Source organism: Vibrio sp. 1069 (genome assembly GCF_033340555.1).
The window spans coordinates 153,735-177,847 of sequence record NZ_JAWOWP010000006.1; the positions used below are offsets into that span (position 1 = coordinate 153,735).

Consider the following 24,113-nt stretch of genomic DNA (forward strand, 5'->3'; position numbering starts at 1 on the left):
ATTCTCATTAACACTGTTTCAAAAGGATAAATGGATTGAAAGATATGGACAGCAATTCGCCCAAACTCTCATTACGTACCATTGAGCCAACGGATTACCCTGAGCTTGCAGAACTAATGGACTTAGTGTTTCCTGATGTTGGCGGCTCATGGCCACGGCTGACTATTATGGATCTCATTCATCAGTTTCCTGATGGCCAAATCTGTATTGAGGATAACGGAAAAATTGTCGGCGCAGCGCTAACAATCAAAGTGGACTACAACCGGTTTTCACTTCCTCACCTGTACACCGACATCATCACCGAGAACAACGTCATCCAAAACCAAGTGACCGGTGACGCCATGTATGGTCTCGATGTATTTGTTCACCCGGACTACCGTGGGCTGCGTTTAGGTCGCCGTCTGTATGATGCGCGTAAAGAACTTTGCCGGAGTAAGAATTTCAAAGCAATTTTAGCCGGTGGTCGCATCCCGAATTACCACAAATATGCTGACGAACTGAGCGTGGCTGAATACATCGACAAGATAAAACGCCGTGAGCTTCACGATCCTATTTTGTCTTTTCAGCTTGCAAACGACTTCGATGTCAAACGTATTATGCGTGGTTACTTGCCAGAGGATAGTGCTTCTAAAGGCTACGCAACTCTGCTGGAGTGGGATAACTTCTTCTACGAAGAGGATATTCAATCCGTACATGATGTAGAAAAAACGCTGATTCGTATTGGTGTTGTGCAGTGGCAAATGCGCGCCATGAATGACTTAGAGGACTTGCTCGATCAGGCTGAGTTCTTCATTTCTTCTCTTGCGAACTACAAAGCCGATTTCGCCCTATTCCCTGAATTCTTTAACGCGCCGCTGATGGGCTTGCAAAACGACCAAAATTCCGTCGAAGCAATTCGCTTTTTGGCTAGCTTTACAGAAGAGATCAAAAACCGCTTCTCGCAGATGGCAGTCACCTACAACATCAACATTATTGCTGGCAGTATGCCCGTCATCGAAGATGGCAAGTTGTATAATGTGGCCTACTTACTGCAACGAGATGGTGAAATAAACGCTCAATATAAGATTCACATCACGCCCCATGAGCAAAAAGACTGGGTGATCGACGGTGGTGACAATGTTCAGGTGTTCGAAACCGATGCAGGCAAAGTCGGCATACTGATTTGTTATGACAGCGAGTTCCCAGAGTTGGGAAGAATGCTCGCCGAGCAAGGCGCACAAATTGTGTTCGTTCCTTTCTGGACAGACACAAAAAATGGCTACCAACGAGTACGAATCTGTTCCCAATCACGAGCCATCGAAAACGAATGCTACGTTGCAATTGGGGGCAGTGTCGGCAACTTACCTCGTGTTGATAATGTCGATATCCAGTACGCACAATCTGCCGTATTCTCACCGTCGGATATCTATTTCCCACACGATGCGACCTTGACAGAAGCAAGCGCCAACACCGAAATGATAATCTTCGCTGATGTTGATTTGACTAAGTTGAAACAGCTTAATACCGAAGGCTCTGTCACCAACTTACGTCATCGCCGCCTTGATTTGTATGGCGCATTCACCAAAGCCAAAGAGTCATAAGGATCTCCCTAGTTCGCCGCTACCAAAGAGCGTGGCGGCGAGTAAAGCCAGCTGCAGGTTGATTCTGCGCAATTATCAGAGGCATGTCAGTTTTTCTCAACGGTGAGAAACAAGAATTGACCCAATAGGACATTCGGAGTATCACTCCAACTTCGTTCCGCTTTTATTAGGGGAAAGCTTTTGGAACATATTAACGAACTTCTCATGTCAATGAAGCCTTTGCTTGAGCAATACGGCTACGTTGCGCTGATTGTCAGTATATTTCTAGAAGGGATAGGTATCCCGATGCCTGGTCAATCACTGATGATCGCGGCATCTTTGCTCTCGTCAGAACAAGTCATGAACCTAAGTATGGTAATGATGGTATCGTGGCTGAGCTGCTTTTTTGGTAATACCTGTGGCTACTTAATCGGTTATTACTTTGAGGGGTGGTTAGATAAAAAAGGCTACATTTCCGGCCCGAAGATGCAAACGCTTCAATTGACTATCCAGAAATACGGCCCTACGTGCTTGGTGGTCAGCCGCTTTATTGAAGGAATGAAGCAATTTATGCCTCTTGCATGCGGTATCGCGAAAATGCCACGTAGAGAGTTTTTGCTCGGTAACGCCCTCGCGGCGACGGTTTGGGTATTGGTATTCAGCTTGTTAACTCGCTTTGCATTTGAACATTTAAGCGTGTTGAGCAACCTGTACACCGAATACAAATATCTGGTATGGGCATTTGCTGCTGTCTTATTTACGTGGATGGTTTTAGGTATTGTTAAACGCAAAAAAGCCAAATCAATGCAATAACGACAGTCTCTTCATTAGCGCATAACTAAAGCTCGTGGTATCAGTGAGATACGCAACACGAGCTTTTATCTTTTTCTTTACGTGTAAAATTTAAACAGCCATTTAGACGTCTAGACGTTGACAATGCGTAAATGTGATATTAGTCTGCTCTTCTCTCTTATCATTAACATTGTCGTTTACATGTCCGGTTCCCAACAAACAACTAAAACAGTTGCACCGTCTGCGGTCGCACTGATCCCATTAATTGTATTCCTTGCGCTATTTATTGGCGTAGGCACTTACTTATCTTTGCAAGGCGTGGAATTTGCCTTCTACCAGCTGCCTGCACCCATCGCGGTATTACCAGCCATCATCATTGCGTTTCTTTTAAGTAAAGAGAAACTTAACCGCTCAATCGAACACTTCATGCGTGGTGTTGGCCACCCAGACATCATCGCAATGTGTATGATCTATCTGCTTGCAGGTGCCTTTGCTGCGGTAGCAAAAGCCTCTGGCGGTGTTGATGCAACAGTGAACCTTGGTTTATCCGCTATTCCAACCAGCATGATTTTACCGGGCATTTTTCTGATTTCTGCTTTTATCGCAACAGCAATGGGGACTTCGATGGGTACCATCGCAGCCGTTGCCCCCGTAGCGTTGGGTATTGCTGAATCAGCAGGAATGAGCTTACCGTTAACCGCAGGCGTTGTGCTGAGCGGCGCTATGTTTGGTGATAACCTTTCTATCATCTCTGACACCACCATCGCGGCGACACGCTCTCAAGGTTGTGAGATGAAAGACAAGTTTAAAGAGAACATTCGTATTGCTTTACCTGCGGCGTTGATCGCGATTGCAGTGTTCGCTTTCAACAGTACCGCGACTCAAGTGCCTGCAACTGGCGATATTGAGTGGCTAAAAGTCTTGCCGTACATCACTATTTTGATCCTAGCGGTATCTGGTGTAAATGTGTTTGTGGTTCTGTCGATTGGCATTCTTTTGGCTGGCGGCGTGAGCTTGGCATCGATTGACAATTACGGACTGACTAATCTAGCCCAAGACGTATACAAAGGCTTTGGTAACATGCAAGAGATCTTCTTGTTATCCATGCTGATTGGTGGTTTGAGTGAACTGATGCGTCGCCAAGGTGGTCTTGCTTTTCTAACAAATTTCGTTAGTAGCCTTATCCACGCGTTTGGCTCTAGTCACTCTAAGCATGCGAACAGTCGTGCAAGCGAGCTAGGTATTGCAGGTTTGGTATCAATGGTCAATGGCTGTACGGCAAACAACACCGTAGCCATCATTGTATCGGGCAGCGTTGCTCGCCAACTGGCGGAAGAGAATAATGTCTCTCCTCGCCGCTCAGCAAGCTTGTTAGACATTTTCTCATGCGTGGTGCAAGGCGTGTTGCCTTACGGTGCTCAAGTACTGCTGCTAGGTTCCGTATTCAACCTCTCGCCACTTGAAGTAGTTGCCAATTCTTACTACTGTTTTGCATTAGCGATAGCGGCTGTTGTCGCGGTGTTTATCAAACATCCCGCTCGTCAACCTGTAGCGCAAACTGAGAACTAACGACAAATACCGAAAAGGCTCCGATGGAGCCTTTTTACTTTCCTTTCTTCTTTTTTTCTTTTCCGCGAGCAGATTTACTTCAAAGCTGAACGCAAACTTTGCGCACTGTGTAAAGGAATCGCAAAGCGATGCGCCACATCGCGTAGAGCTTCCACCTGAGCCGCGTTACTGATTGCTAATTCGCCTGCCACATCGACGTGGTTATTCTCAAACCCCACTCTCACATCGAATCCAAGTAACATCGCACTCGCTAAACAGTCTTGCTCTCGCGCGCCAAAAGCACAAATGGCACATCGAATTTCTTCCTCGACAAAACGCGCCAAATTCAAACCTCGTAAATCCCATGGCGAAGACTGTTGAGCTTGGTGATAACGCCCTAACACCACTAATGCATGCTGATGCGTTTTAGGTAACACGCCCGCATCACGCAGTTGGAAATAACGTTCAATGTCGGTTGCATCGTAGAGAATAATTTGGCTCACGATGTTGTGTTCTGCCACCCAATGGAAAAAGGCATGCCCTTCTTTCTCACTTGCGCGATCAGGGATTAACTCCCTCAATGCAAAAGAAGCCGCTTCTGGTTTCACAGCTTTAACTAACGCCATCTGTTGTGGCGGAGAATACAAGCCCACCGCCTCTGTGGTGAGCTGTACCATCATGTTTTGTCCCACCGCTTCTTTCACGGCATGGTAAATTGCCATGTTGTCGTCGATGTCTAATGAATGACGTCCGTTGGCGTCTCTAGCATGCAAATGGATCATGGCAGCCCCTGCCGTTTGACAAGCGATAGCCTCTGCAACCAGTTCGTCTGTTGTCATGGGTAAGCTGGCGTGATCGTACTTAGTTTTTCTTGCACCGTTTGGGGCCACGATAATAGCGATAGGCTCTCGTATAGATCGATTTTCTAATTCCATTCCTTCGCTACCTCTTTTAGCGTTAATGAGAGTTTGCCAACTAGCTCATCAATATGGTGAGGCTGAATAATGAATGGCGGTGCAAGCAAGATATGGTGCCCATTAACGCCATCAATCGTTCCTCCCATTGGGTAGCACATTAAGCCATTTTCCATTGCTTGCTGTTTGATGCGTTTGTCTGCCAATGTGGCTTTACTCAGAGGCGCCTTGCTTTCTTTATCCGCCACCAGCTCAATGCCAAAAAATAAGCCTTTACCACGAATGTCGCCAATGTACGGTAAATGGGCCAATTCAGAAGTAAGCTCATTACGCAGCAAAGCACTTTGCTGATTCACCGCCGTTAATAAATCATCTTGGAAGATGGTTTGAATGGTTGCCACGGCAGCAGCGCACGCCACAGGGTGCGCCATAAAGGTATGGCCATGTTGGAAAAAACCGCTTCCACCGGCAATAGCTTGGTAGACTCGATCATTCGCAACCACCGCGCCAATAGGTTGATAACCCGCACCAAGCCCTTTAGCCATACACACCAGATCGGGTTCTGCCTCTTCTTGCTCAAACGCAAAAAAACTGCCACTGCGTCCAACGCCACACATGACTTCATCCAAGATCAATAACACATCGTATTGGTCGCATATTTCGCGAATACGCTTGAAGTAACCTTGTGTGGCAGGCACAGCTCCAGCGGTGGCTCCCACAATGGGCTCAGCGACAAAAGCCATGACATTATCAGCCCCCAACTCAAGAATTTTTGCCTCTAGCTCATTCGCCGCTCGCAATGAGTAATCCAATTCCGACTCATGACTCTGCTGATAACGATAAGCATAGCAAGGGGCGATATGATGGCTCGGGTGTAAGATGGGTTTGAACGGTTCACGTCGCCATTCATTACCTCCGACAGCCAAAGCCCCCAAGGTATTGCCGTGATAACTTTGCTGACGCGCGATGAATTGCTTTTTCTCTGGCTTACCTGATTCCACGAAATACTGCCGCGCCATTTTTAGTGCCGACTCCACCGCTTCTGATCCGCCACTGACTAAATACACATGGTTGAACTGTTCAGGCATGTGCTGACAAACCAATTCTGCTAGGCGCTCACTGTTATCACTAGTAAAAAATCCAGTATGAGCAAACGGCACTCGCTCGATCTGTTCCAACATCGCTTTTTTAACGGCTTGATGACTGTGGCCAAGGTTTGATACCGCAGCCCCACCACAAGCATCGAGATACTGCTTTCCATGCTTATCGAATAGATAAACACCTTCACCTCTATCGATGATTGGCAGCGTGGCATGGCAGTGACGGTGAAATACGTAAGACATTTGAGTCCCTTCCAATGTGTAATACATGCACACATCATCAGGAACAAACCCAAACGTGACAAGAGAATAAATCTCACCCTCTATGAGCTTTTGGAATACCACAAACCAAAAACACCAAAACCCTTGATATTTAAACAATAAAATAAAAATAGGCCAGCTTTTTTAAAGACTGGCCTATGGGTAACCCAAAGCTAAAAAAAGAATCGTTTTACGCGTTTAGTGCCTGTTCTAAATCGGCTAGAATATCGTCAATATGTTCAATACCCACCGATAAACGAATCATCTCTGGAGACACACCAGCTTGTTTTTGTTCTGCTTCGCTCAATTGACGATGAGTCGTCGATGCAGGATGGCAAGCCAATGATTTTGCATCGCCAATGTTCACCAAACGCTTAAAGATTTTCAAAGCATCATAAAAACGCACACCAGCGTCATAACCATCTTTTAAACCAAACGACAAAATCGCAGAAGGCTTACCTTTCATGTATTTTTCAGCGAGGTTGAAGTGTGCTGAACTCGGCAAGCCGGCATAACTCACCCAACTGACTTTGTCATGCTGTTCCAAGAATTCAGCCACTTTGAGAGCATTCTCAGTATGGCGTTCCATACGCAGCGGTAACGTTTCTAGCCCTTGCATAAGCATAAATGCATTCAACGGTGATAATGCCGAACCGGTATTACGCAATGGTACGGTACGCGCGCGCCCGATAAATGCCGCCTCACCAAACGCTTCGGTATACACCACGCCGTGGTAAGAAGGTTCTGGTTGGTTGAAAACAGGAAAACGGTCTTTGTGCTGCGCCCAAGGGAATTTACCGGAATCCACAATCACGCCACCTAATGTGGTGCCATGCCCACCAACGTATTTAGTGAGAGAGTGAACTACGATATCCGCACCAAATTCGATGGGTTTGCAAAGCACTGGCGTCGCAACGGTGTTATCCACAATCACAGGTACGCCTTGTGCATGAGCAAGCTCCGCCACACGTTCTAAATCGATGATATTACCCGCAGGGTTACCAATGCTCTCGCAGTACACCGCTTTGGTATTTTCATCAATTAATTCGGCCAAACTTTCTGGCTTGTCATCTTTAGCAAACTTCACCTGAATACCCTGATTTGGCAGCATATGCGCAAACAAGGTGTAAGTACCGCCATAAAGTTGCGGCGTAGAAACGATGTTATCGCCCGCTTGCGCTAAGGTCAGAATTGCATAGTTAATCGCTGCACTCCCCGCACTCACGACCAATCCAGCAATGCCGCCTTCTAACGCCGCCATGCGTTTTTCCAGAACATCGTTAGTCGGATTCATGATGCGAGTGTAGATATTCCCCGGCACTTCCAAGTTAAACAGATCAGCGCCGTGCTGCGCGTTGTCAAACTCGTACGCGACTGTTTGATAAATCGGCGTCGCGACAGATTTAGTGGTAGGGTCAGTTTCGTAACCAAAATGGATGGATAGCGTTTCGTCTTTCATGTTCTTCCCTGTCTTTCATCACTCAAATAGCGGCAAGCAAAGCACTTACCTTGCTTAAAACTTATATTGCCCAATTTTTCAACAAATAACGTAGGGATGAATCACAGAGATAAAACGCTAATTCAACTGTCCAAGTAACCAGTGACGAAACGTTTCTGTCGCATTCGTACGTGTGTTCATGATCAAGTAATACCCTGCATTGGCAGGAATCGGTTTGAATGGAGAAACCAAACGCTCTGTCGTCAATTCATCCTCAATCAGTGCCATTCGTGCCATCGCAATCCCAACGCCTGCTTCGGCTGCAGACATCGCCATATCCGTTCGATTAAAAAAGTGTCCGATATCGGTTTTAAAATCCAACCCCATCGCTGACGCCCAATATAGCCACTCATAGTCACGCGTCGCGTTTTCCCATGGCATCGCATCGTGTAGTAGCGTCGCCTCTTGCCATTGCTTCACTGGCATTGAGTTTTTTTGCTCACCAAACAACGTTTTTAGCCAGCCATGATCCTCAAGGTATTTTGGACTCATCACCGGTAGCAGATGCTCATCCAAAATCAGCTCCGCGTTAGCATTTCTATAAGGATGAAGACCATAGTCAATTGCGACGTCATAGTCTTTTATCTCACTATTTACCAGCGCACCTTCCGCAAAGATTTGTACTTGGATATCCGGATTATCATGATGGAAGCTTTCGAGCTTTGGGACTAACCATTTGAAAGCAAAAGAAGGCGTCAACTTCAAACGAATTTCATTGGTTTGCTTTTCTACTTTGAGCTCATCAAGCAATTTGCTCAGTTCCGAAAAGTGAAACTGCGTCGCTTGGTGTAACTGAGTGCCTTTTACGGTTAAACGAATACCGCGAGAGTGGCGTTCAAATAAAGTAAAACCTAATAACGCTTCCAAATGAATAATTTGTTGGCTTATGGCACCAGTGGTGAGGTGTAAATGTCTTGCAGCACCAGTAAAGCTGTTGTACTCCGCGACTTGGCTAAATAGACACAAGCCACTTATCAGATTACTTTTCATCCTTGAGCCTATAGTTTTTCTAAACGCTGTGTGTAATTTATATCGATTGTTAACAAAAGGTAAAGAAAAGAAACTGAGCACTCTGATAAATGTGTGGAGTGCATCAATGGAAGTCATCGTATTAGGCAGCGGCGTTATCGGCTTAACCTCTGCTTGGTATTTATCTCAAGCAGGCTATCAAGTTACCGTCATTGACCGCCAACCAAGCAGTGCCATGGAAACGAGCTTCGCCAATGCCGGGCAGATCTCATATGGCTATTCTTCGCCTTGGGCTGCGCCTGGTGTTCCTGTTAAAGCCATTAAGTGGTTAATGGAGGAGCATGCTCCACTTAAAATCAAACCCACTCTGAATGCCGACATGATCCGCTGGGCGAGTAAAATGGTCGCGAACTGCACCCTACCTAGCTATCAAGTTAACAAGGCTCGCATGCTTTCGATCGCTAACCACAGCCGTATTTGCTTAGAACAGTTACGCCAAGAACACGCCATTGAGTATCAAGGACGTCAGTTTGGGACCTTGCAAGTATTCCGAACACATCAACAGCTGCAAGCTATTGAAAAGGACATGCAGCTCCTTGAACAAAGCGGAACCCGATTTAAGCTAATGGACGTCGAACAATGTATTGAACAAGAGCCAGGGCTTGCACTTGTGAAAGACAAACTGGTTGGTGGCTTGCATCTACCTGATGACGAAACGGGCGATTGCCATCAATTTTGCCAACAACTAACGGAGCTTGCTAAGGCACACGGTGTCCGATTTGAGTTCGATACTGAAGTAAGCAATTGGGTTACAGTAGGTAAAAAGATCATAGGTGTCCAAACGAACCGAGGACAATTTAAAGCAGACCAATATGTGGTGGCCTCTGGCAGCTACTCTACAGCGCTACTCAAGCAACTCGATATTGATATTCCGGTCTACCCTGTCAAAGGCTATTCACTCACCATCCCGATGGAAGATGAACACTTCTCTCCTCGATCTACTGTGATGGATGAAACCTATAAAGTCGCTATGACTCGATTTGATGACCGAATTCGCGTAGCTGGCACCGCAGAATTAGCAGGGTTTGATGCTTCCCTTCCACAAAAGCGCAAAAACACCATCGAAATGGTCATCCGTGATCTTTTTCCTCGTTGTGGTGACTTCAGCCAAGCTGAGTTTTGGAGCGGCTTTAGGCCAATGACGCCTGATGGCACACCAATTATCGGCGCGACTAAATACGATAACCTTTTTACTAACACCGGACACGGAACTCTGGGCTGGACGATGGCTTGTGGTTCAGGTCAATTGCTAGCAAGCGTAATTAAAGGTGAAAAAACAAAAGTGATGGATAATGCGGAGCTTAACCTTTGTCGTTACGCCTGAGGACATGACTGAACAAAAAATAGGCAGACACTTACTCCACAAAATGCATAACCACTGGCATTTTTAACTCATCAAAATCGCAGCACATTTAAATGACAATGTGCTGCATAATTAATCATCAGGCAAATCTTCTACCTAAAAGGAGCAAATAAGCAACAAGAACCAAATTTTAACAACTACTCTCCATTCTGTGTTCATCATCACGCTACAAAGGATTTGTAGCTAAAAAAGTTAACAATTGCATTACATAAAGGGTAATGTATTGTGTGAAAAACAACCACAAACACAACTAACAGGGAAAATACTCATGCAGTCATTAGTTGATTTTCTGAATGGAATTATTTGGAGCCCGGTACTGATCTATTTGTGCCTTGGCGCAGGTTTGTTCTATTCAATCATGACGCGTTTTGTACAAATTCGTCACTTCTTTGAGATGTGGCGCTTATTACTTTCAGGGAAGAGTTCAACAAAAGGGATATCATCATTTCAGGCACTTGCCGTTTCACTGTCTGGCCGTGTAGGTACAGGTAACATTGCTGGTGTTGCTGCTGCTATCGGTTTCGGTGGCCCAGGCGCCGTATTCTGGATGTGGGTCGTAGCCTTCTTTGGCGCTGCAACCGCATACGCAGAATCAACACTTGCACAAATTTATAAAGAAGAAGACGAAGGCGAGTTCCGTGGTGGCCCTGCTTACTATATTGAGAAAGCAATGGGACAAAAATGGTACGCTTGGATCTTTGCTATCGCGACCATCTTTGCTTGTGGTGTCCTACTTCCTGGCGTTCAATCGAACAGTATCGGTAACGCAGTAGAAGCCGCATTTGGCTCAGGTGACATGATTGAAACCGCTATTGGTACCTTCAGTTTTGCTAAAATTTTCACTGGTACGGTTGTTTGTGTCATTTTGGCTTTCATCATTTTTGGTGGCGTAAAGCGTATCGCGAACTTTACCCAAGTCGTTGTGCCATTTATGGCGTTAGCTTACATCATTACTGCGTTTGTCATCATCCTTCTAAACATTGGTGAGGTTCCACGCATTTTCGGCATGATCATTGGTGACGCGTTCACACCAATGGCAGGCGTTGGTGCAGCAATCGGCTGGGGTGTAAAACGTGGTGTCTACTCCAACGAAGCAGGTCAAGGTACTGGTCCTCACGCAGCAGCAGCAGCGAGTGTTGATCACCCAGCTCAGCAAGGTCTTGTTCAATCTTTCTCTATTTACATCGATACACTACTTGTGTGTTCAGCAACCGCGTTCATGATTCTTATCACTGGCGCGTACAACGTAAATGGTGCGATTGAAGGTACATTCCTGGTTCAAAACCTACCAGCGGATATTGGTGCAAATGGTCCTGTGTTTACACAGATGGCGATCGAAAGCGCACTACCTGGCGTGGGTAAACCATTCATCGCAATCGCTCTATTCTTCTTCGCGTTTACGACCATTCTGGCTTACTACTACATTGCAGAAACGAACATTGCTTACATTCGTCGTACGTTCAAAGTAAATGGACTGATGTTTATTCTGAAAGTCATCATTATTTCATCCGTGTTCTACGGAACCGTGAAAACCGCCAACTTAGCATGGGCGATGGGTGATGTAGGCGTAGGACTGATGGCGTGGCTAAACATCATCGGTATTTTGATCATCTTCTTTATGTCGAAGCCTGCACTCAAAGCACTGAACGACTACGAAGAGCAACAAAAACGTGGTGTGACCGATTTTACATTTAACCCTGTTGCACTGGGCATTAAAGGCGCAGATTACTGGGAAGATAAGTACCGACGTAAAACGGGTAAAGCACCAACGGCAGACAGCAATAGCGCAGAAACTGTTGAGCAACCATCAACATAGCGTTATCACATAAATAAGAAAAAGCAGTGGTCCGATTGAGGACATAAAAAAGGGGGATTAACCAATGGTTAATCCCCCTTTCTTCATTATGAGTAGCAGCTTAGGCGATAACCGCTTCAACTTTACGAGCGATTTTTGCTTTACCTACAGGTAACACTTCACGACCAAATTCGTTGTTCAGTACTTGTGCCATTGCGAAGTAAATTGCACTTGCGCCACAGAAGATACCCTCGAAGCCAGCGATAGCACCGATCACTTCGCTACCAGTGAAATCACGAGCAGCAAGCAAGAAGAACAGGATAGTTAGAGAGCCAAATACCACTTGCTTCGCTGTTGGGTAACATAGAGAACCAATGAACATGAAACCAGTGAAGATGCCCCAAAGCGCTAGGTACCAACCCATAAAGCTTGCAGGGCTTGCAGGAAGACCCATGTGAGGCATTACGATTAGACCAACCAATGTTAGCCAAAATAGACCGTAAGAAGTAAACGCAGTTGTGCCGAATGTATCACCGCGTTTAAAGCACATGATGCCAACGATTACTTGGCTAAGGCCACCGTAAAAGATGCCCATCGCTAGAATCATAGAGTCAATTGGGAAAAATCCTGCATTATGAATATTGAGCAGAATAGTGGTCATACCGAAACCCATAAGACCTAGCGGTGCTGGGTTAGCCAGTTTTGTCGACATGTACAAATACCTTTTTTCAAAAATGTTGATAAAAAATGCGCGCGAATTTTAATGGGCTCCAGAACAAAAGAGAAAAGCTGTTATTGAAAACTTAGATTCCATAAATAAACCACTACATATATAAAAAAAGACCCTGCAAAAAAGCAGAGTCTTTATAGATGGTTAGGTTGTTTTTTACTCGATCACTGACAAGAAATCTCGTCCCAGAACCAGTTGCTTTGCGTTGGGCTTTCCCACACTCCTGAGCCATTTTTCGCAACAAAACATTTGTTTTGGTACGTCACTTTATCGCCGTTAGCGACTTGCGTTACACCCGGCTCCCACTGAATAAAATTGCCTGTCACTGGTGGTTCTGGCTCGGTTACTGGCGGCTCTGGCTCAGTCACCGGTGGTTCAGGTTCCGTTGTAGGCGGCTCCGTAGGAGTGCCTGAAACCAGCTTCCAAGGGTCTCCTTTCGTTGGCTCATTACCTTGTGACCACCATTTCGCTTCGTAAACAGCACCTTGGTAAGAAACTTGATCACCCGTGTTATATACTTTGCCAGAATCCCAAGCTGCCACACCACCTACAGGCGGATCGACCGGATCCACTGGGTCTAACTTGTCAACTACACGAACTTCTGGCCAACCCGCATGAGATTGGTAGAAGTTAGTTACACATTTCTCATAATCACCCGCAACTAGCGCAGAGTAAGCCGTTTGGAAACCAACAAGTTCACATTCAAAAGAGTGGCCTCCCGGACGATCTGAGTAGTATTTCCAGTTTCCATCCCAGTTGGTGTACAACACGTCTGTCGCACCATTCAGATTTAAGCTACCGTAAGGCGTCTGCTGCCAACAGGTATTGGTCTCATCGGCTTCAATTGGAATTTGATAATGGGCGGCAAGACCTTCCCAATAACGAATACGGTTAACAGGTTGACCTTTATCCTTGTTTTGCTCACCACACTCAATACCACCATTGATCACGTTGATGGTGGTACCAAAGCCGTAACCAATGCCAGCATCAAGCTCACGCTGTGAAGGCACCCAAGTACGGTCAATCACATGTAGCATTGCAGGTTTCGGTGCTTGTGGGGTTAGGAAGAACCAGATAGCCGATGCTAAGTTCAGCCACGAATCCGCAACCAAGCCTGGATTTTTTAGCAATACAGATGCATCACCATCAAACATCACTTCAGAGAACGCGCCATAGTTAAAATGGTAAGAAAGCTGTTTTGCACCACGTCCAAAGTAACCTTGTCCAGGTTCACATGGCCAGCGTTTGTTTTGCCAGTCATTTTGACCACAACCTGTTGTGTAACCTTCTTGCCCTTCAGACCATCCCATTTCTCGCACATGAACCAAAGCTTGCTGCCACTCTTCCAACCCTAGCGGATTATCCGATACGTTATCGATCGAAATATGGCCACCGGTTTCTTGTGCAAAGTGAGCAAACGCTGTCATGATCGATTTTTTACAAATTGCATCCGAATCACGACCGTCTGTGTACTCACCACAGAATGCAGGGAACTTACCAATTGCACGTAGGAAACGCGTGTAAGTGTATTCAGGTGCCGCCATTTGAGTCAGGAAGTCCCACTCACTTTCGGGGAATACACGCTCTACACGCTTCACGTTTTCTGGGTTGGTTGTCGCCCTTGGAACAATCGCTTCAACTACTGAGTTCGGGCGTGTCTCTAATGCTTGTGACCAAATGGCATACATAGGATCAGAAGTTTTGCTTTGCTCTACGGCTTGAACGTCACCACGAGCAATAACATAACCATTCGGATTTTGCGGATCGGGCTGAATATTCATACTCGCATTCACTTGTGCTGCTAAGACACAACTCAATGCAAGAGGAAGATGTTTGAGTGCAAACATGTCTAGTCTCCGGATTTCAACAATACAATATACGAGGAATAACTAGACATATAGTGGATCATATATACGAAACACCGAGCCAAGTACGTTGATTCTGCGAGACAAAATGAATAAATAGGTCCTCACACACATTTTGTCACAAGAAAAATGTTACCTTGACTCAAAAGAAAAGCGGAGACCCTGTGAGCCTCCGCTTTGTGATGTTTCTCTCTTTATTGATCTGCCGAAACCACCTCTAGCTTCGCGGTTGACTTTTGTTTAGACAGCACAAAATAAACCACACACTGAGAAATAATTGCGGCAAGCACAATCACTGGTGAGGCGTTGATTCCAGCTAAAAGAAAACACCCCAATGCGATCATTCCATTGAGTAATGCGTAAGGTAATTGTGTACGGAAGTGCTCATACTGTTCACACCCCGCTCCTGTCGACGACAAAATCGTAGTTTCAGAGATGGGAGAACAGTGATCGCCAAACAAGCCACCAGATAATACCGCACCAATACAAACCAACAGTGGTGCATCAATCGCGACGGCAGTTGGGATCACTAATGGCATCATGATGGCAAACGTCCCCCAAGATGATCCCGTAGCGAACGAGATAATACCGGCCAGTAAAAACGCAACCGCTGGCAATAACCAGTAAGGGAAACCGGCTTGAGCTTGTTCAGCAATGTATGCAGCTGCACCTAATTCTTTCCCAACCGAGCTAAGCGCCCAAGCCAATACCAGAATCACCGCCACTGACATCATGTTTGACATCCCTTTCAGATAAACCTGAATACCATCCGAAAGCTTTCTTACGCCATAAAACGCCATCAGCGCAATTAAAGTGAAGGCCGCGAAGAAATATGCAGAAGAAAGTGCAGCCCTAAACGTTGATCCTGCCACTTTTTGAAATGGAAAACCGTGTGGCACGAGGATGGTACATAGAACCACCAGCATAACGAGCAAAGGTGCCCATACAAAACTAGATTTTGCATTTTTATGCGTAAACACATTCATGGACTCCTGCACTTTCCCAAAGTCGGAGCCCTGCTCTGCTAGTTGCTCAGCCTTCGCCATCGGTCCGAAATCTAATTTGAAGAAAGAGACAATCGGCACAATCGCGATCGCAAGAAAGGCGTAAAACTGATACGGGATCGCACCAATGAAAGCATCCCAATCACTCATACTGACATTCAGGGCAGTAAACTCTTTTTGAATCAATCCCATGATGTAAACGCCCCATCCGATAAAAGGGATCAAGATTGCGACGGGAGAGGAAGTAGAGTCGATAATAAAAGCTAATTTTTGGCGTGATACTTTTAACTTATCAAATAAAGGGCGAAAAACAGGGCCAACAATCAGTGGTGTACCAAGGTCTGAGAAGAAAATAACCACACCACCGAACCATGCGGACAGTTGAGCTTGGCATTTACTCGCAACCCATTGAGTAACCTTTTTAGCAAACGCCACACCACCGCCAGATTTCTCCATCAAGGCAACAAAGCCACCAATAAAGACCAAGAGCAAAATGACGCCCGCATTGTAGCTGTCAGTTAATTGCGGCAGTAGATAGCTTTTCATCAATGCACTAAACGAGTCTAGTGGCCCTTTTTCGACAAATGTCCCTTCGAGCATAGCGACACCACTCACCACACCGGCGAATAAACCAACAACGACATTTCTTGTGGTCAGCGCGAGGAAAAGAGTAATAAGGATGGGAATGAGAGAGGTAACGTCAGCCTGTTCCATAGCAATACCATTTATGATAATCAAACAATTAAAATGAATATATATTTAATTTAACCGCATGTATATATCTCTCACGAAAAAGTTGAGCCTCCTCTTCACAAACTTGAAGTACAAAAAAACCAGCCCGAAGGCTGGTTCTTATAAACTCAACTGTCTAGAGGAAAATTATTCCCACTCGATAGTCGCTGGTGGCTTACCTGAAATGTCGTAAACAACACGAGAAATGCCATCAACTTCGTTGATAATACGGTTAGAAACCTTACCTAGGAAGTCATATGGTAGGTGTGCCCAATGAGCAGTCATGAAGTCGATAGTTTCTACCGCACGTAGAGACACAACCCAATCGTACTTACGACCATCGCCCATTACACCAACAGAACGTACAGGTAGGAATACCGTGAACGCTTGAGATACTTTGTTGTATAGATCAGCTGCGTGCAGTTCTTCAATAAAGATAGCATCAGCACGGCGTAGCAAGTCACAGTACTCTTTCTTGATTTCACCAAGAACACGAACACCTAGACCAGGACCTGGGAATGGGTGGCGGTAAAGCATGTTGTAAGGCAGGCCTAATTCTAGACCAATCTTACGAACTTCATCTTTGAACAGCTCACGTAGTGGCTCAACAAGACCCATTTCCATGTCATCTGGAAGACCGCCCACGTTGTGGTGCGATTTGATCACGTGCGCTTTACCAGTCTTAGATGCAGCTGACTCGATTACATCAGGATAAATCGTACCTTGAGCTAGCCATTTCGCGTTTTTCAGCTTCTTAGACTCTTCATCGAATACATCTACGAATACGTGACCGATAGTCTTACGCTTCTCTTCTGGGTCAGACTTGCCTTCAAGTGCTTTGAGGAAGCGTTCTTCAGCGTCAACTTTGATGATGTTCAAACCAAATTGGTCGCCGAACATATCCATTACTTGTTGACCTTCGTTTAGACGCAGTAGACCGTTATCAACAAATACACACGTTAGCTTGTCGCCGATTGCACGGTGAACCAGCATCGCAACTACCGATGAATCAACACCACCAGATAGACCTAGGATAACTTCGTCGTCACCCACTTGCTCTTTAATGCGAGCAACCGCGTCTTCGATGATAGATTCCGAAGTCCATAGACGCTCACAGCCACATACGCCAAGAACAAAGTTCTCAAGCATTTGTAGGCCACCTTTTGTGTGTGTCACTTCTGGGTGGAACTGAACACCGTAGTATTTCTTCTCTTCGTTCGCCATCGCAGCGTAAGGACAAGTGTCTGTCTCACCAACTTTTACGAAATCGGCTGGGATCTCTACTACTTTGTCGCCATGGCTCATCCAAACGTCTTGAGTTGCTTCAAGATCTTTAAATAGAGCACATTCACCAGAAACTTTAACCTGAGCGTAGCCAAACTCACGTTCGTTAGAGCCCGCCACTTTGCCTCCTAGCTGTTCCGCCATGGTTTGCATGCCGTAACATACGCCAAGCAAAGGAACACCAGAATCAAACACATATTGAGGCGCGCGTGGAGAGTTCTCTTCCGTTACGCTTTCTGGACCGCCAGATAGGATAATGCCATCTGGGTTGAATTCGCGAATATCCGCTTCTTCTACATCCCAGCTCCATAGTTCACAGTAAACGCCGATTTCACGTACGCGGCGTGCTACTAATTGAGTGTACTGAGAACCGAAGTCCAAGATCAGAATACGTTGGTCATGGATATTTTTAGTCATTTTGAGCAGTCTTTTTAAGGCTAAGTGATTAAAACCGAGGCGAGTGTACTCGCCTCTTCTTAATGCTTCAAGGAAAAAGCAAACGTTTCCGTTGGGTAATTAGTTCCCTAGACGGTAGTTCGGCGCTTCCTTAGTAATTTGAACATCGTGTACGTGAGATTCTTGCATACCTGCACCAGAGATACGTACAAATTCAGCTTTCGTACGCATATCTTCGATAGTTGCAGAACCAGTTAGACCCATGCTTGAACGTAGACCACCCATTTGTTGGTGTACGATCTCTTTTAGACGGCCTTTGTATGCGATACGACCTTCAATACCTTCTGGTACTAGCTTGTCCGCTGCGTTGTCAGACTGGAAGTAACGGTCAGAAGAACCTTGAGACATAGCACCAAGAGAACCCATGCCGCGGTAAGACTTGTAAGAACGGCCATTGTATAGAATCACTTCACCCGGCGCTTCTTCAGTACCAGCAAACATAGAACCAACCATCACACATGATGCGCCAGCTACGATTGCTTTACAGATATCACCTGAGAAACGGATACCACCGTCAGCAATAACCGGAATACCATAATCATTAGCCACTTCTGCCGCATCTGCGATTGCAGTGATTTGTGGAACTCCTACACCCGTTACAATACGAGTTGTACAGATAGAACCAGGGCCGATACCAACTTTCACTGCGCTTACGCCAGCTTCGATTAGTGCTTTAGCACCAGCACCTGTTGCTACGTTACCACCGATGATGTCTAGATCTGGGTAAGCTGCACGTGTTTCGCGAATGCGGTTTAGAACACCTTCAGAATGTCCGTGTGAAGAGTCGATAAGTAGAACGTCAACGCCTGCTTCAACTAGAGCAGCAACACGCTCTTCGTTACCAGCGCCAGCACCAACGGCTGCGCCAACACGTAGGCGACCACGCTCATCTTTACATGCGTTTGGTTTACGTTCTGCTTTGTGGAAGTCTTTCGCAGTAATCATACCGGTTAGTTGGAACTCATCATTCACAACCAATACTTTCTCTACACGAGCTTCGTGCATTTTCTCTTGCACTTCTTCTCGTGTTGCACCTTCTTTAACTGCTGCCAACTTCTCTTTTGGCGTCATTACTGAAGATACTTTCTTAGAAAGGTCCGTCACAAAACGAACGTCACGACCAGTGATAATACCAACAAGCTCATTGCTCTCAGTGACAACAGGGAAACCTGCAAAACCATGTTTTTCAGTGAGTGCAACAACATCAGCGATGGTCGCGTCAGGGTTTACAGTAACCGCGTCAGTCACCATACCAGCTTCGAACTTCTTAACTTTACGAACTTCGGCTGCCTGCTGCTCAATAGACATGTTCTTGTGGATAAAGCCAATGCCACCCTCTTGCGCTAGCGCAATCGCTAGACGAGCTTCAGTAACAGTGTCCATAGACGCTGAAATCATTGGGATGTTTAGGGTGATGTTCTTAGTCAACTGAGTGCGAAGATCAGCTGTGTTTGGGAGAACGGTGGAGTGAGCTGGCACGAGTAGTACGTCATCGAATGTCAGCGCTTCTTTGGCAATTCTTAGCATTTGCAATATCTCACAATTAGAGGAGTAAAAAGACAATCCAATCTCATCGTTTCGCATAATGAGGGTAACCAGTTTTAGGTTGTTGGCTACATTTGGATTAGATATTGCGGAGGGATTATACGGTTAACGCAATCGCTTGACCACAAGTTTTTTAATTTTTTTCTTGCAATTACCCCTTTGATATGTATTATATTGCCGCTAATTTCCATACTCACGTCTAAGAGATTAGCTGTGCTCTCCAAGACCAATCAAAACATCTTTACTGTTTCTCGTCTCAACGCAGAAGTTCGTTTACTCCTTGAAAACGAAATGGGGATCGTTTGGCTCGTCGGAGAGATATCCAACTTTTCAGCTCCTGTCTCTGGTCACTGGTACCTCACTCTTAAAGACTCTCGCGCTCAAGTTAAATGTGCCATGTTTCGTGGTAACAATCGCCGCGTTACTTTCAAGCCCGCTAACGGTAATCAAGTTCTAGTAAAAGCTCGTCTTTCTCTTTATGAGCCTCGCGGTGACTACCAATTGATCATCGAAAGCATGCAACCGGAAGGTGACGGCCGTCTTCAGCAAGAGTTTGAAGAGCTGAAAATGAAGCTTGCAGCAGAAGGGTTGTTCGCGCAAATCAATAAGCAATCTTTGCCTGAGCACCCTAAACGTGTTGGCGTCATCACATCGAAAACTGGTGCCGCGCTTTACGATATCTTAGACGTATTGAAACGTCGTGATCCTTCCCTACCTGTTGTGATTTATCCGACAGTGGTACAAGGTGAGGACGCAGCCATTCAAATTGCACAAGCCATTGGTCGCGCTAACAGCCGTGATGAATGTGATGTGCTAATTGTGGGCCGAGGTGGTGGTTCATTAGAAGACTTATGGTGCTTTAACAACGAGATATTAGCTCGCACGATTGCAGCAAGCCAAATTCCTATTATTAGCGCCGTTGGACATGAAGTTGACGTGACAATAGCTGATTTTGTCGCCGACGTACGCGCGCCTACTCCATCAGCAGCCGCTGAGCTAGTAAGCCGTGATAACAGCCACAAAGATCAAGCTTTAGTTACCCGCCAGCATAAGTTAGCGAGCGCGATGCGTTACTACCTAGCACAACAAAAGCAGCAATCTGCTCAATTAGTGCACCGTCTAGAGAGACAGCACCCAAGCTATCGCTTGCAACGTCAGACGCAACAGTTAGATGAGTTGGACATGCGCTTAAAGCGAGCGATGAGTCGTTTTATTGCCTTGCGTCAACAGCGAATCGAGCGTCAACATTATCGGCTGCAATTAAATTCTCCTGTAACACGCCTTGCCGAGCAGAAGTCGAAGCTAGAACGTGTTGAGCAAAAGCTCATGGATGCAATGGATCGCAAATTACTGACTATGCGCCATCAACTCGCGATTGCCGCAGAAAAGTTAGACACCGTCAGCCCACTAGCGACATTGAAACGAGGTTACTCAATTACTCAAACTGAGCAAGGTAAAGTGATTACTCAATCTTCAGATGTAAAATCGGGAGATGTATTGATTACTCGATTAGCCGAAGGCGACGTTCGCTCTACCGTTAACTGAATACAAACTCTGGTTAACTGATTTTCTGGAACTCAAATCGGACACGTGATTTTGACTTGAGTTCATTACACACATTGCAAAAGTAACTCGCAGCACCGCATGCTTGCAGCTTCTCCAGCTCCGCCTCACAATCAGGGCAAAAACCTACTTTTTTAAAATCCGATTCACACTGTTCACAATGGTATTGTCCTGTCCATTCCAGTTCGACATTGCAAGTCGGGCAAATGTTCTGCTGCATATCCCGTTCCTCTCTCTAAACTAAGCAATTTCGAGTAACGCATGCTACTCAAAATAACGAACAAGTATGTTGATCTTCATCACCGCCCTAACAAGTTTCACGAGGCGATAACCATACTTGATACGTAGGATCTTATACTGATCGTCTGATATTTACTCCTTGATCAGCGATCACCCCTTAAAAGAATATTTATATAACCACACACCGAAAGCATAAGTTACATATTCTGCATTCCAATTTAAGGCAGAATAAAAAACCTTATAGTAATTTAATTAAACGAAAAATTAGAATTTAATAAAAAGATCTTATTCAGAAAGCAGTGTTTACATTGGTGTGCATTTCGATAGTTTGAGCGTCGAGCTCAACGAGTTTAACTTGGATAAAAGCAAACTCATTTAAATGGCTCGCATGCGTTCCACCACAAGGGATTACCGCTAATTGACCTTCCCCTAAATCGCACTTCCAATAGCGAGAATCCGTTAATCTATCGCCGTGGCATTCCATGGTGATCATCGCATCTCTTTGAAGCCATTCAACCAGTTGGCCATTCACTTTTTCTGCAATCGCCTGGAGGTCATTCAGCATATCTGCACTGTTTAATCCTCTTTTACGGAGTGTTTTGCCTAAACGGTACGTATCGAGGCACTTGTCTGGAGTGACATAACTAGTAACTTGCGCATAGCTATTAAAGTCATAATAACCATGTGGGTCTTTGCGGTCTGCGTCTTTTCGCCAATAGTCTTCCGATAGTACTTTATTCAACGCCAAATACGCTAAGTGTCCTGCAGTGTGGCCTCGACTCACAGCATTTTGATAGTCTTTATCTACCGCTAATGTTACCAAGTCATTAATTGCAAATGATTCCGTACGTGATAAAACATGCACGACGACAAACACCCAACCTTCAGCATCACGCTTTACAGGGATGTCACTACCCACATACAAAGCACCACTCTCCTGCTCCACTGCTCCAACTTGGCAATCTACTACGTCATGCTCAGACCCATTCACCTTCAACGTTCCTTTATCTGCAGGGTGATCCGGCCATATGTGACTAACGGGATGGAACGGCGTGACATCTGTAATAACGTAAGTCACTTCTTCCGTAGATTGAACGAGCTGTATTTGTGCTTCTAATTGCCATGTTTGATGACAAAAACGAGTCTTTGTTGCTGTGATAGTCATTTTTACGATTACTTTTGATAAAAAAATACCCAAGTAGAAACTTGGGTATTCGAATTTCATTATTTATTGCGGTTTTTCACCATCGACATCATACGCTTACGTTTACGCTCTTGTGATAGCGTAAGCTTATTCGTACGGTTCTCGTATGGGTTATCACTGTTGTGGAAGTTAATGCGAATCGGTGTTCCCATAATTTCCAGAGACTTACGGAAGTAGTTCATCAGATAACGTTTATACGAATCTGGCAATTCACGAACCATGTTACCGTGGATAACAACGATCGGTGGGTTGTAACCACCTGCGTGTGCGTACTTGAGTTTGATACGACGACCACGAACCATTGGCGGCTGGTGATCATCCACTGCCATCTTCATGATACGCGTCAGTACTGACGTACCCACGCGCGTTGTCGCCGAGTTATATGCTTCTTGGATAGATTCAAACAAGTGACCAACGCCAGTACCGTGCAGCGCAGAGATAAAGTGGATACGCGCGAAGTCGACGAATCCTAGACGGCGGTCCAGTTCTTTCTTCACGCTTTCTTTCACGTCACTGTCTAGACCATCCCACTTGTTAACGGCGATGACAATTGAGCGGCCAGCATTCAGTGCAAAACCAAGCAAGCTTAGGTCTTGGTCTGAAATATTTTCACGTGCATCAATCACCAGTAGAACGACGTTTGCATCTTCTACCGCTTTCAGCGTCTTAACAACAGAGAACTTTTCAACCGTTTCATTGATACGACCACGACGACGAACACCTGCGGTGTCAATTAGTACGTATTCGCGTCCATCACGTTCCATCGGGATGTAGATAGAATCGCGCGTTGTACCTGGCATATCGTATACAACTACACGTTCTTCACCCAGAATACGGTTAGTCAGTGTCGATTTACCTACGTTAGGACGACCGATGATCGCCAACTTAATCGGCTGCTCTTGAAGGCGCTTGAATTCAGCTTCTGCGTCTTCTTCAGTGTAATCTTCAACAAGAGGCTCTTCGTCTTCGAATCCAGTCAGGTCTTCAATCTCACCGTCTTCAGATTCACTTGTTAATAGATCATCAAAGAATGGAGATAAAGCACGCTCAAGCAAAGCGGTCACACCACGGCCATGAGCAGCCGCAATCTGGTACATATCATCCACTCCGAGCTGCCAAAAATCAGCACACGCCGCATCGGCATCAATACCATCGATTTTGTTTACTACCAGCATCGCTGGCTTTTCAATTTTACGCAGATGCGCAGCAATTGCTTCATCTGAAGGTGTCAGACCAGCACGACCGTCAACAAGGAACAATACAACATCAGCCTCATCAATCGCGGCTAATGACTGTTCTGCCATCTTTGTTTCCACGCCTTCTTCTGTGCCATCGATACCACCAGTATCAATCACAATGAATTCGTGCTCTTCACCAAGTCTCGCCTGGCCATATTTACGGTCTCGCGTTAGGCCTGGAAAGTCCGCAACCAACGCGTCACGAGTGCGAGTCAATCGGTTAAATAGTGTAGATTTACCTACGTTCGGACGCCCTACTAGAGCTACAACAGGTACCATAACAACCTCTACAATAATCTTTCTTCTGTAGTTATAGGTAACGACTTGCTCGATGCCAAATCAAACCAGCTTTTTACCTATAACCACGTCAGGGTTAATAAATTCAAACAACAA

Annotated in this window: 18 protein-coding genes; 6 read left to right on the forward strand and 12 right to left on the reverse strand. The window is 45.6% G+C overall.

All coding sequences use genetic code 11. The features are described 5' to 3' along the window. The first annotated feature begins 44 nt into the window (after positions 1-44). The 3 genes from R7040_RS12210 to R7040_RS12220 all read left to right on the forward strand — a co-directional run bounded on the left by R7040_RS12210 (position 45) and on the right by R7040_RS12220 (position 3,920). A complete protein-coding gene (locus R7040_RS12210) occupies positions 45-1,580 on the forward strand; it encodes a bifunctional GNAT family N-acetyltransferase/carbon-nitrogen hydrolase family protein (protein ID WP_047102129.1) in 1,536 nt (511 codons plus the stop codon). A 204-nt stretch (positions 1,581-1,784) separates the two neighbouring features. Continuing rightward, complete coding sequence (locus R7040_RS12215) at positions 1,785-2,372, forward strand: DedA family protein (RefSeq protein WP_213967874.1); 588 nt, start codon at positions 1,785-1,787, stop codon at positions 2,370-2,372. Positions 2,373-2,552: 180 nt separating this feature from the next. Next, positions 2,553-3,920, forward strand: a complete 1,368-nt coding sequence (locus tag R7040_RS12220) for a Na+/H+ antiporter NhaC family protein (protein WP_005381672.1) — start codon at positions 2,553-2,555, stop codon at positions 3,918-3,920. 74 nt (positions 3,921-3,994) lie between these two features. Here the strand turns inward: R7040_RS12220 and R7040_RS12225 are convergent, their stop codons facing one another. The 4 genes from R7040_RS12225 to R7040_RS12240 form a co-directional block, all read right to left on the reverse strand. Next, positions 3,995-4,834 (reverse strand): 3-keto-5-aminohexanoate cleavage protein, encoded by an 840-nt coding sequence (locus tag R7040_RS12225; protein ID WP_158157263.1) that lies wholly within the window; start codon positions 4,832-4,834, stop codon positions 3,995-3,997. After that, positions 4,825-6,156: an aspartate aminotransferase family protein gene (locus tag R7040_RS12230; RefSeq protein ID WP_213967873.1), complete on the reverse strand. Its 1,332-nt coding sequence runs from the start codon at positions 6,154-6,156 to the stop codon at positions 4,825-4,827. The genes R7040_RS12225 and R7040_RS12230 overlap by 10 nt, the downstream gene beginning before the upstream one ends. 208 nt (positions 6,157-6,364) lie before the next feature. Next, on the reverse strand, positions 6,365-7,633 hold the full coding sequence (locus tag R7040_RS12235) for an O-acetylhomoserine aminocarboxypropyltransferase/cysteine synthase family protein (protein WP_213872726.1): 1,269 nt from the start codon (positions 7,631-7,633) through the stop codon (positions 6,365-6,367). 117 nt (positions 7,634-7,750) lie between these two features. Beyond that, complete coding sequence (locus R7040_RS12240; RefSeq protein WP_132937057.1) at positions 7,751-8,662, reverse strand: LysR substrate-binding domain-containing protein; 912 nt, start codon at positions 8,660-8,662, stop codon at positions 7,751-7,753. Positions 8,663-8,768: 106 nt separating this feature from the next. Here R7040_RS12240 and R7040_RS12245 point away from each other — a divergent pair, with 106 nt between their 5' ends. Both R7040_RS12245 and R7040_RS12250 read left to right on the forward strand, forming a co-directional pair. Further along, positions 8,769-10,025 (forward strand): D-amino acid dehydrogenase, encoded by a 1,257-nt coding sequence (locus R7040_RS12245; RefSeq protein WP_318081405.1) that lies wholly within the window; start codon positions 8,769-8,771, stop codon positions 10,023-10,025. A gap of 307 nt (positions 10,026-10,332) precedes the next feature. Further along, the gene (locus R7040_RS12250) at positions 10,333-11,880 is read left to right on the forward strand and encodes an alanine/glycine:cation symporter family protein (protein WP_005381681.1); all 1,548 of its coding nucleotides are present in this window, start codon (positions 10,333-10,335) and stop codon (positions 11,878-11,880) included. A gap of 100 nt (positions 11,881-11,980) precedes the next feature. Here the strand turns inward: R7040_RS12250 and R7040_RS12255 are convergent, their stop codons facing one another. The 5 genes from R7040_RS12255 to guaB form a co-directional block, all read right to left on the reverse strand. Then, positions 11,981-12,571 (reverse strand): acetate uptake transporter, encoded by a 591-nt coding sequence (locus tag R7040_RS12255; protein WP_005381682.1) that lies wholly within the window; start codon positions 12,569-12,571, stop codon positions 11,981-11,983. Between the two features lie 182 nt (positions 12,572-12,753). Next, positions 12,754-14,436, reverse strand: coding sequence for a chitinase (locus R7040_RS12260; RefSeq protein ID WP_318081404.1), 1,683 nt, complete (start codon positions 14,434-14,436; stop codon positions 12,754-12,756). 212 nt (positions 14,437-14,648) lie between these two features. Further along, the gene (locus tag R7040_RS12265; protein ID WP_064353653.1) at positions 14,649-16,172 is read right to left on the reverse strand and encodes a Na+/H+ antiporter NhaC family protein; all 1,524 of its coding nucleotides are present in this window, start codon (positions 16,170-16,172) and stop codon (positions 14,649-14,651) included. A 165-nt stretch (positions 16,173-16,337) separates the two neighbouring features. Further along, positions 16,338-17,891 (reverse strand): glutamine-hydrolyzing GMP synthase, encoded by a 1,554-nt coding sequence (gene guaA, locus R7040_RS12270; RefSeq protein ID WP_005381685.1) that lies wholly within the window; start codon positions 17,889-17,891, stop codon positions 16,338-16,340. A 99-nt stretch (positions 17,892-17,990) separates the two neighbouring features. Continuing rightward, entirely contained in the window at positions 17,991-19,457 is a 1,467-nt protein-coding gene (gene guaB / locus R7040_RS12275; protein ID WP_042521181.1) for an IMP dehydrogenase, read from the reverse strand. A gap of 231 nt (positions 19,458-19,688) precedes the next feature. On the opposite strand from guaB, the gene xseA reads away from it, so the two are divergent. Then, on the forward strand, positions 19,689-21,020 hold the full coding sequence (gene xseA, locus R7040_RS12280; RefSeq protein WP_136976154.1) for an exodeoxyribonuclease VII large subunit: 1,332 nt from the start codon (positions 19,689-19,691) through the stop codon (positions 21,018-21,020). A gap of 13 nt (positions 21,021-21,033) precedes the next feature. Here the strand turns inward: xseA and R7040_RS12285 are convergent, their stop codons facing one another. The 3 genes from R7040_RS12285 to der all read right to left on the reverse strand — a co-directional run bounded on the left by R7040_RS12285 (position 21,034) and on the right by der (position 23,999). Further along, positions 21,034-21,258, reverse strand: coding sequence for a zinc ribbon domain-containing protein (locus tag R7040_RS12285; protein WP_031780210.1), 225 nt, complete (start codon positions 21,256-21,258; stop codon positions 21,034-21,036). Between the two features lie 309 nt (positions 21,259-21,567). After that, on the reverse strand, positions 21,568-22,443 hold the full coding sequence (locus R7040_RS12290; RefSeq protein ID WP_136976160.1) for an alanyl-tRNA editing protein: 876 nt from the start codon (positions 22,441-22,443) through the stop codon (positions 21,568-21,570). A 59-nt stretch (positions 22,444-22,502) separates the two neighbouring features. After that, positions 22,503-23,999 carry a ribosome biogenesis GTPase Der gene (der, locus tag R7040_RS12295; RefSeq protein WP_005381694.1) on the reverse strand — a complete coding sequence of 499 codons (1,497 nt, stop codon included), beginning with the start codon at positions 23,997-23,999 and terminating at the stop codon, positions 22,503-22,505. Positions 24,000-24,113 lie beyond the last annotated feature (114 nt).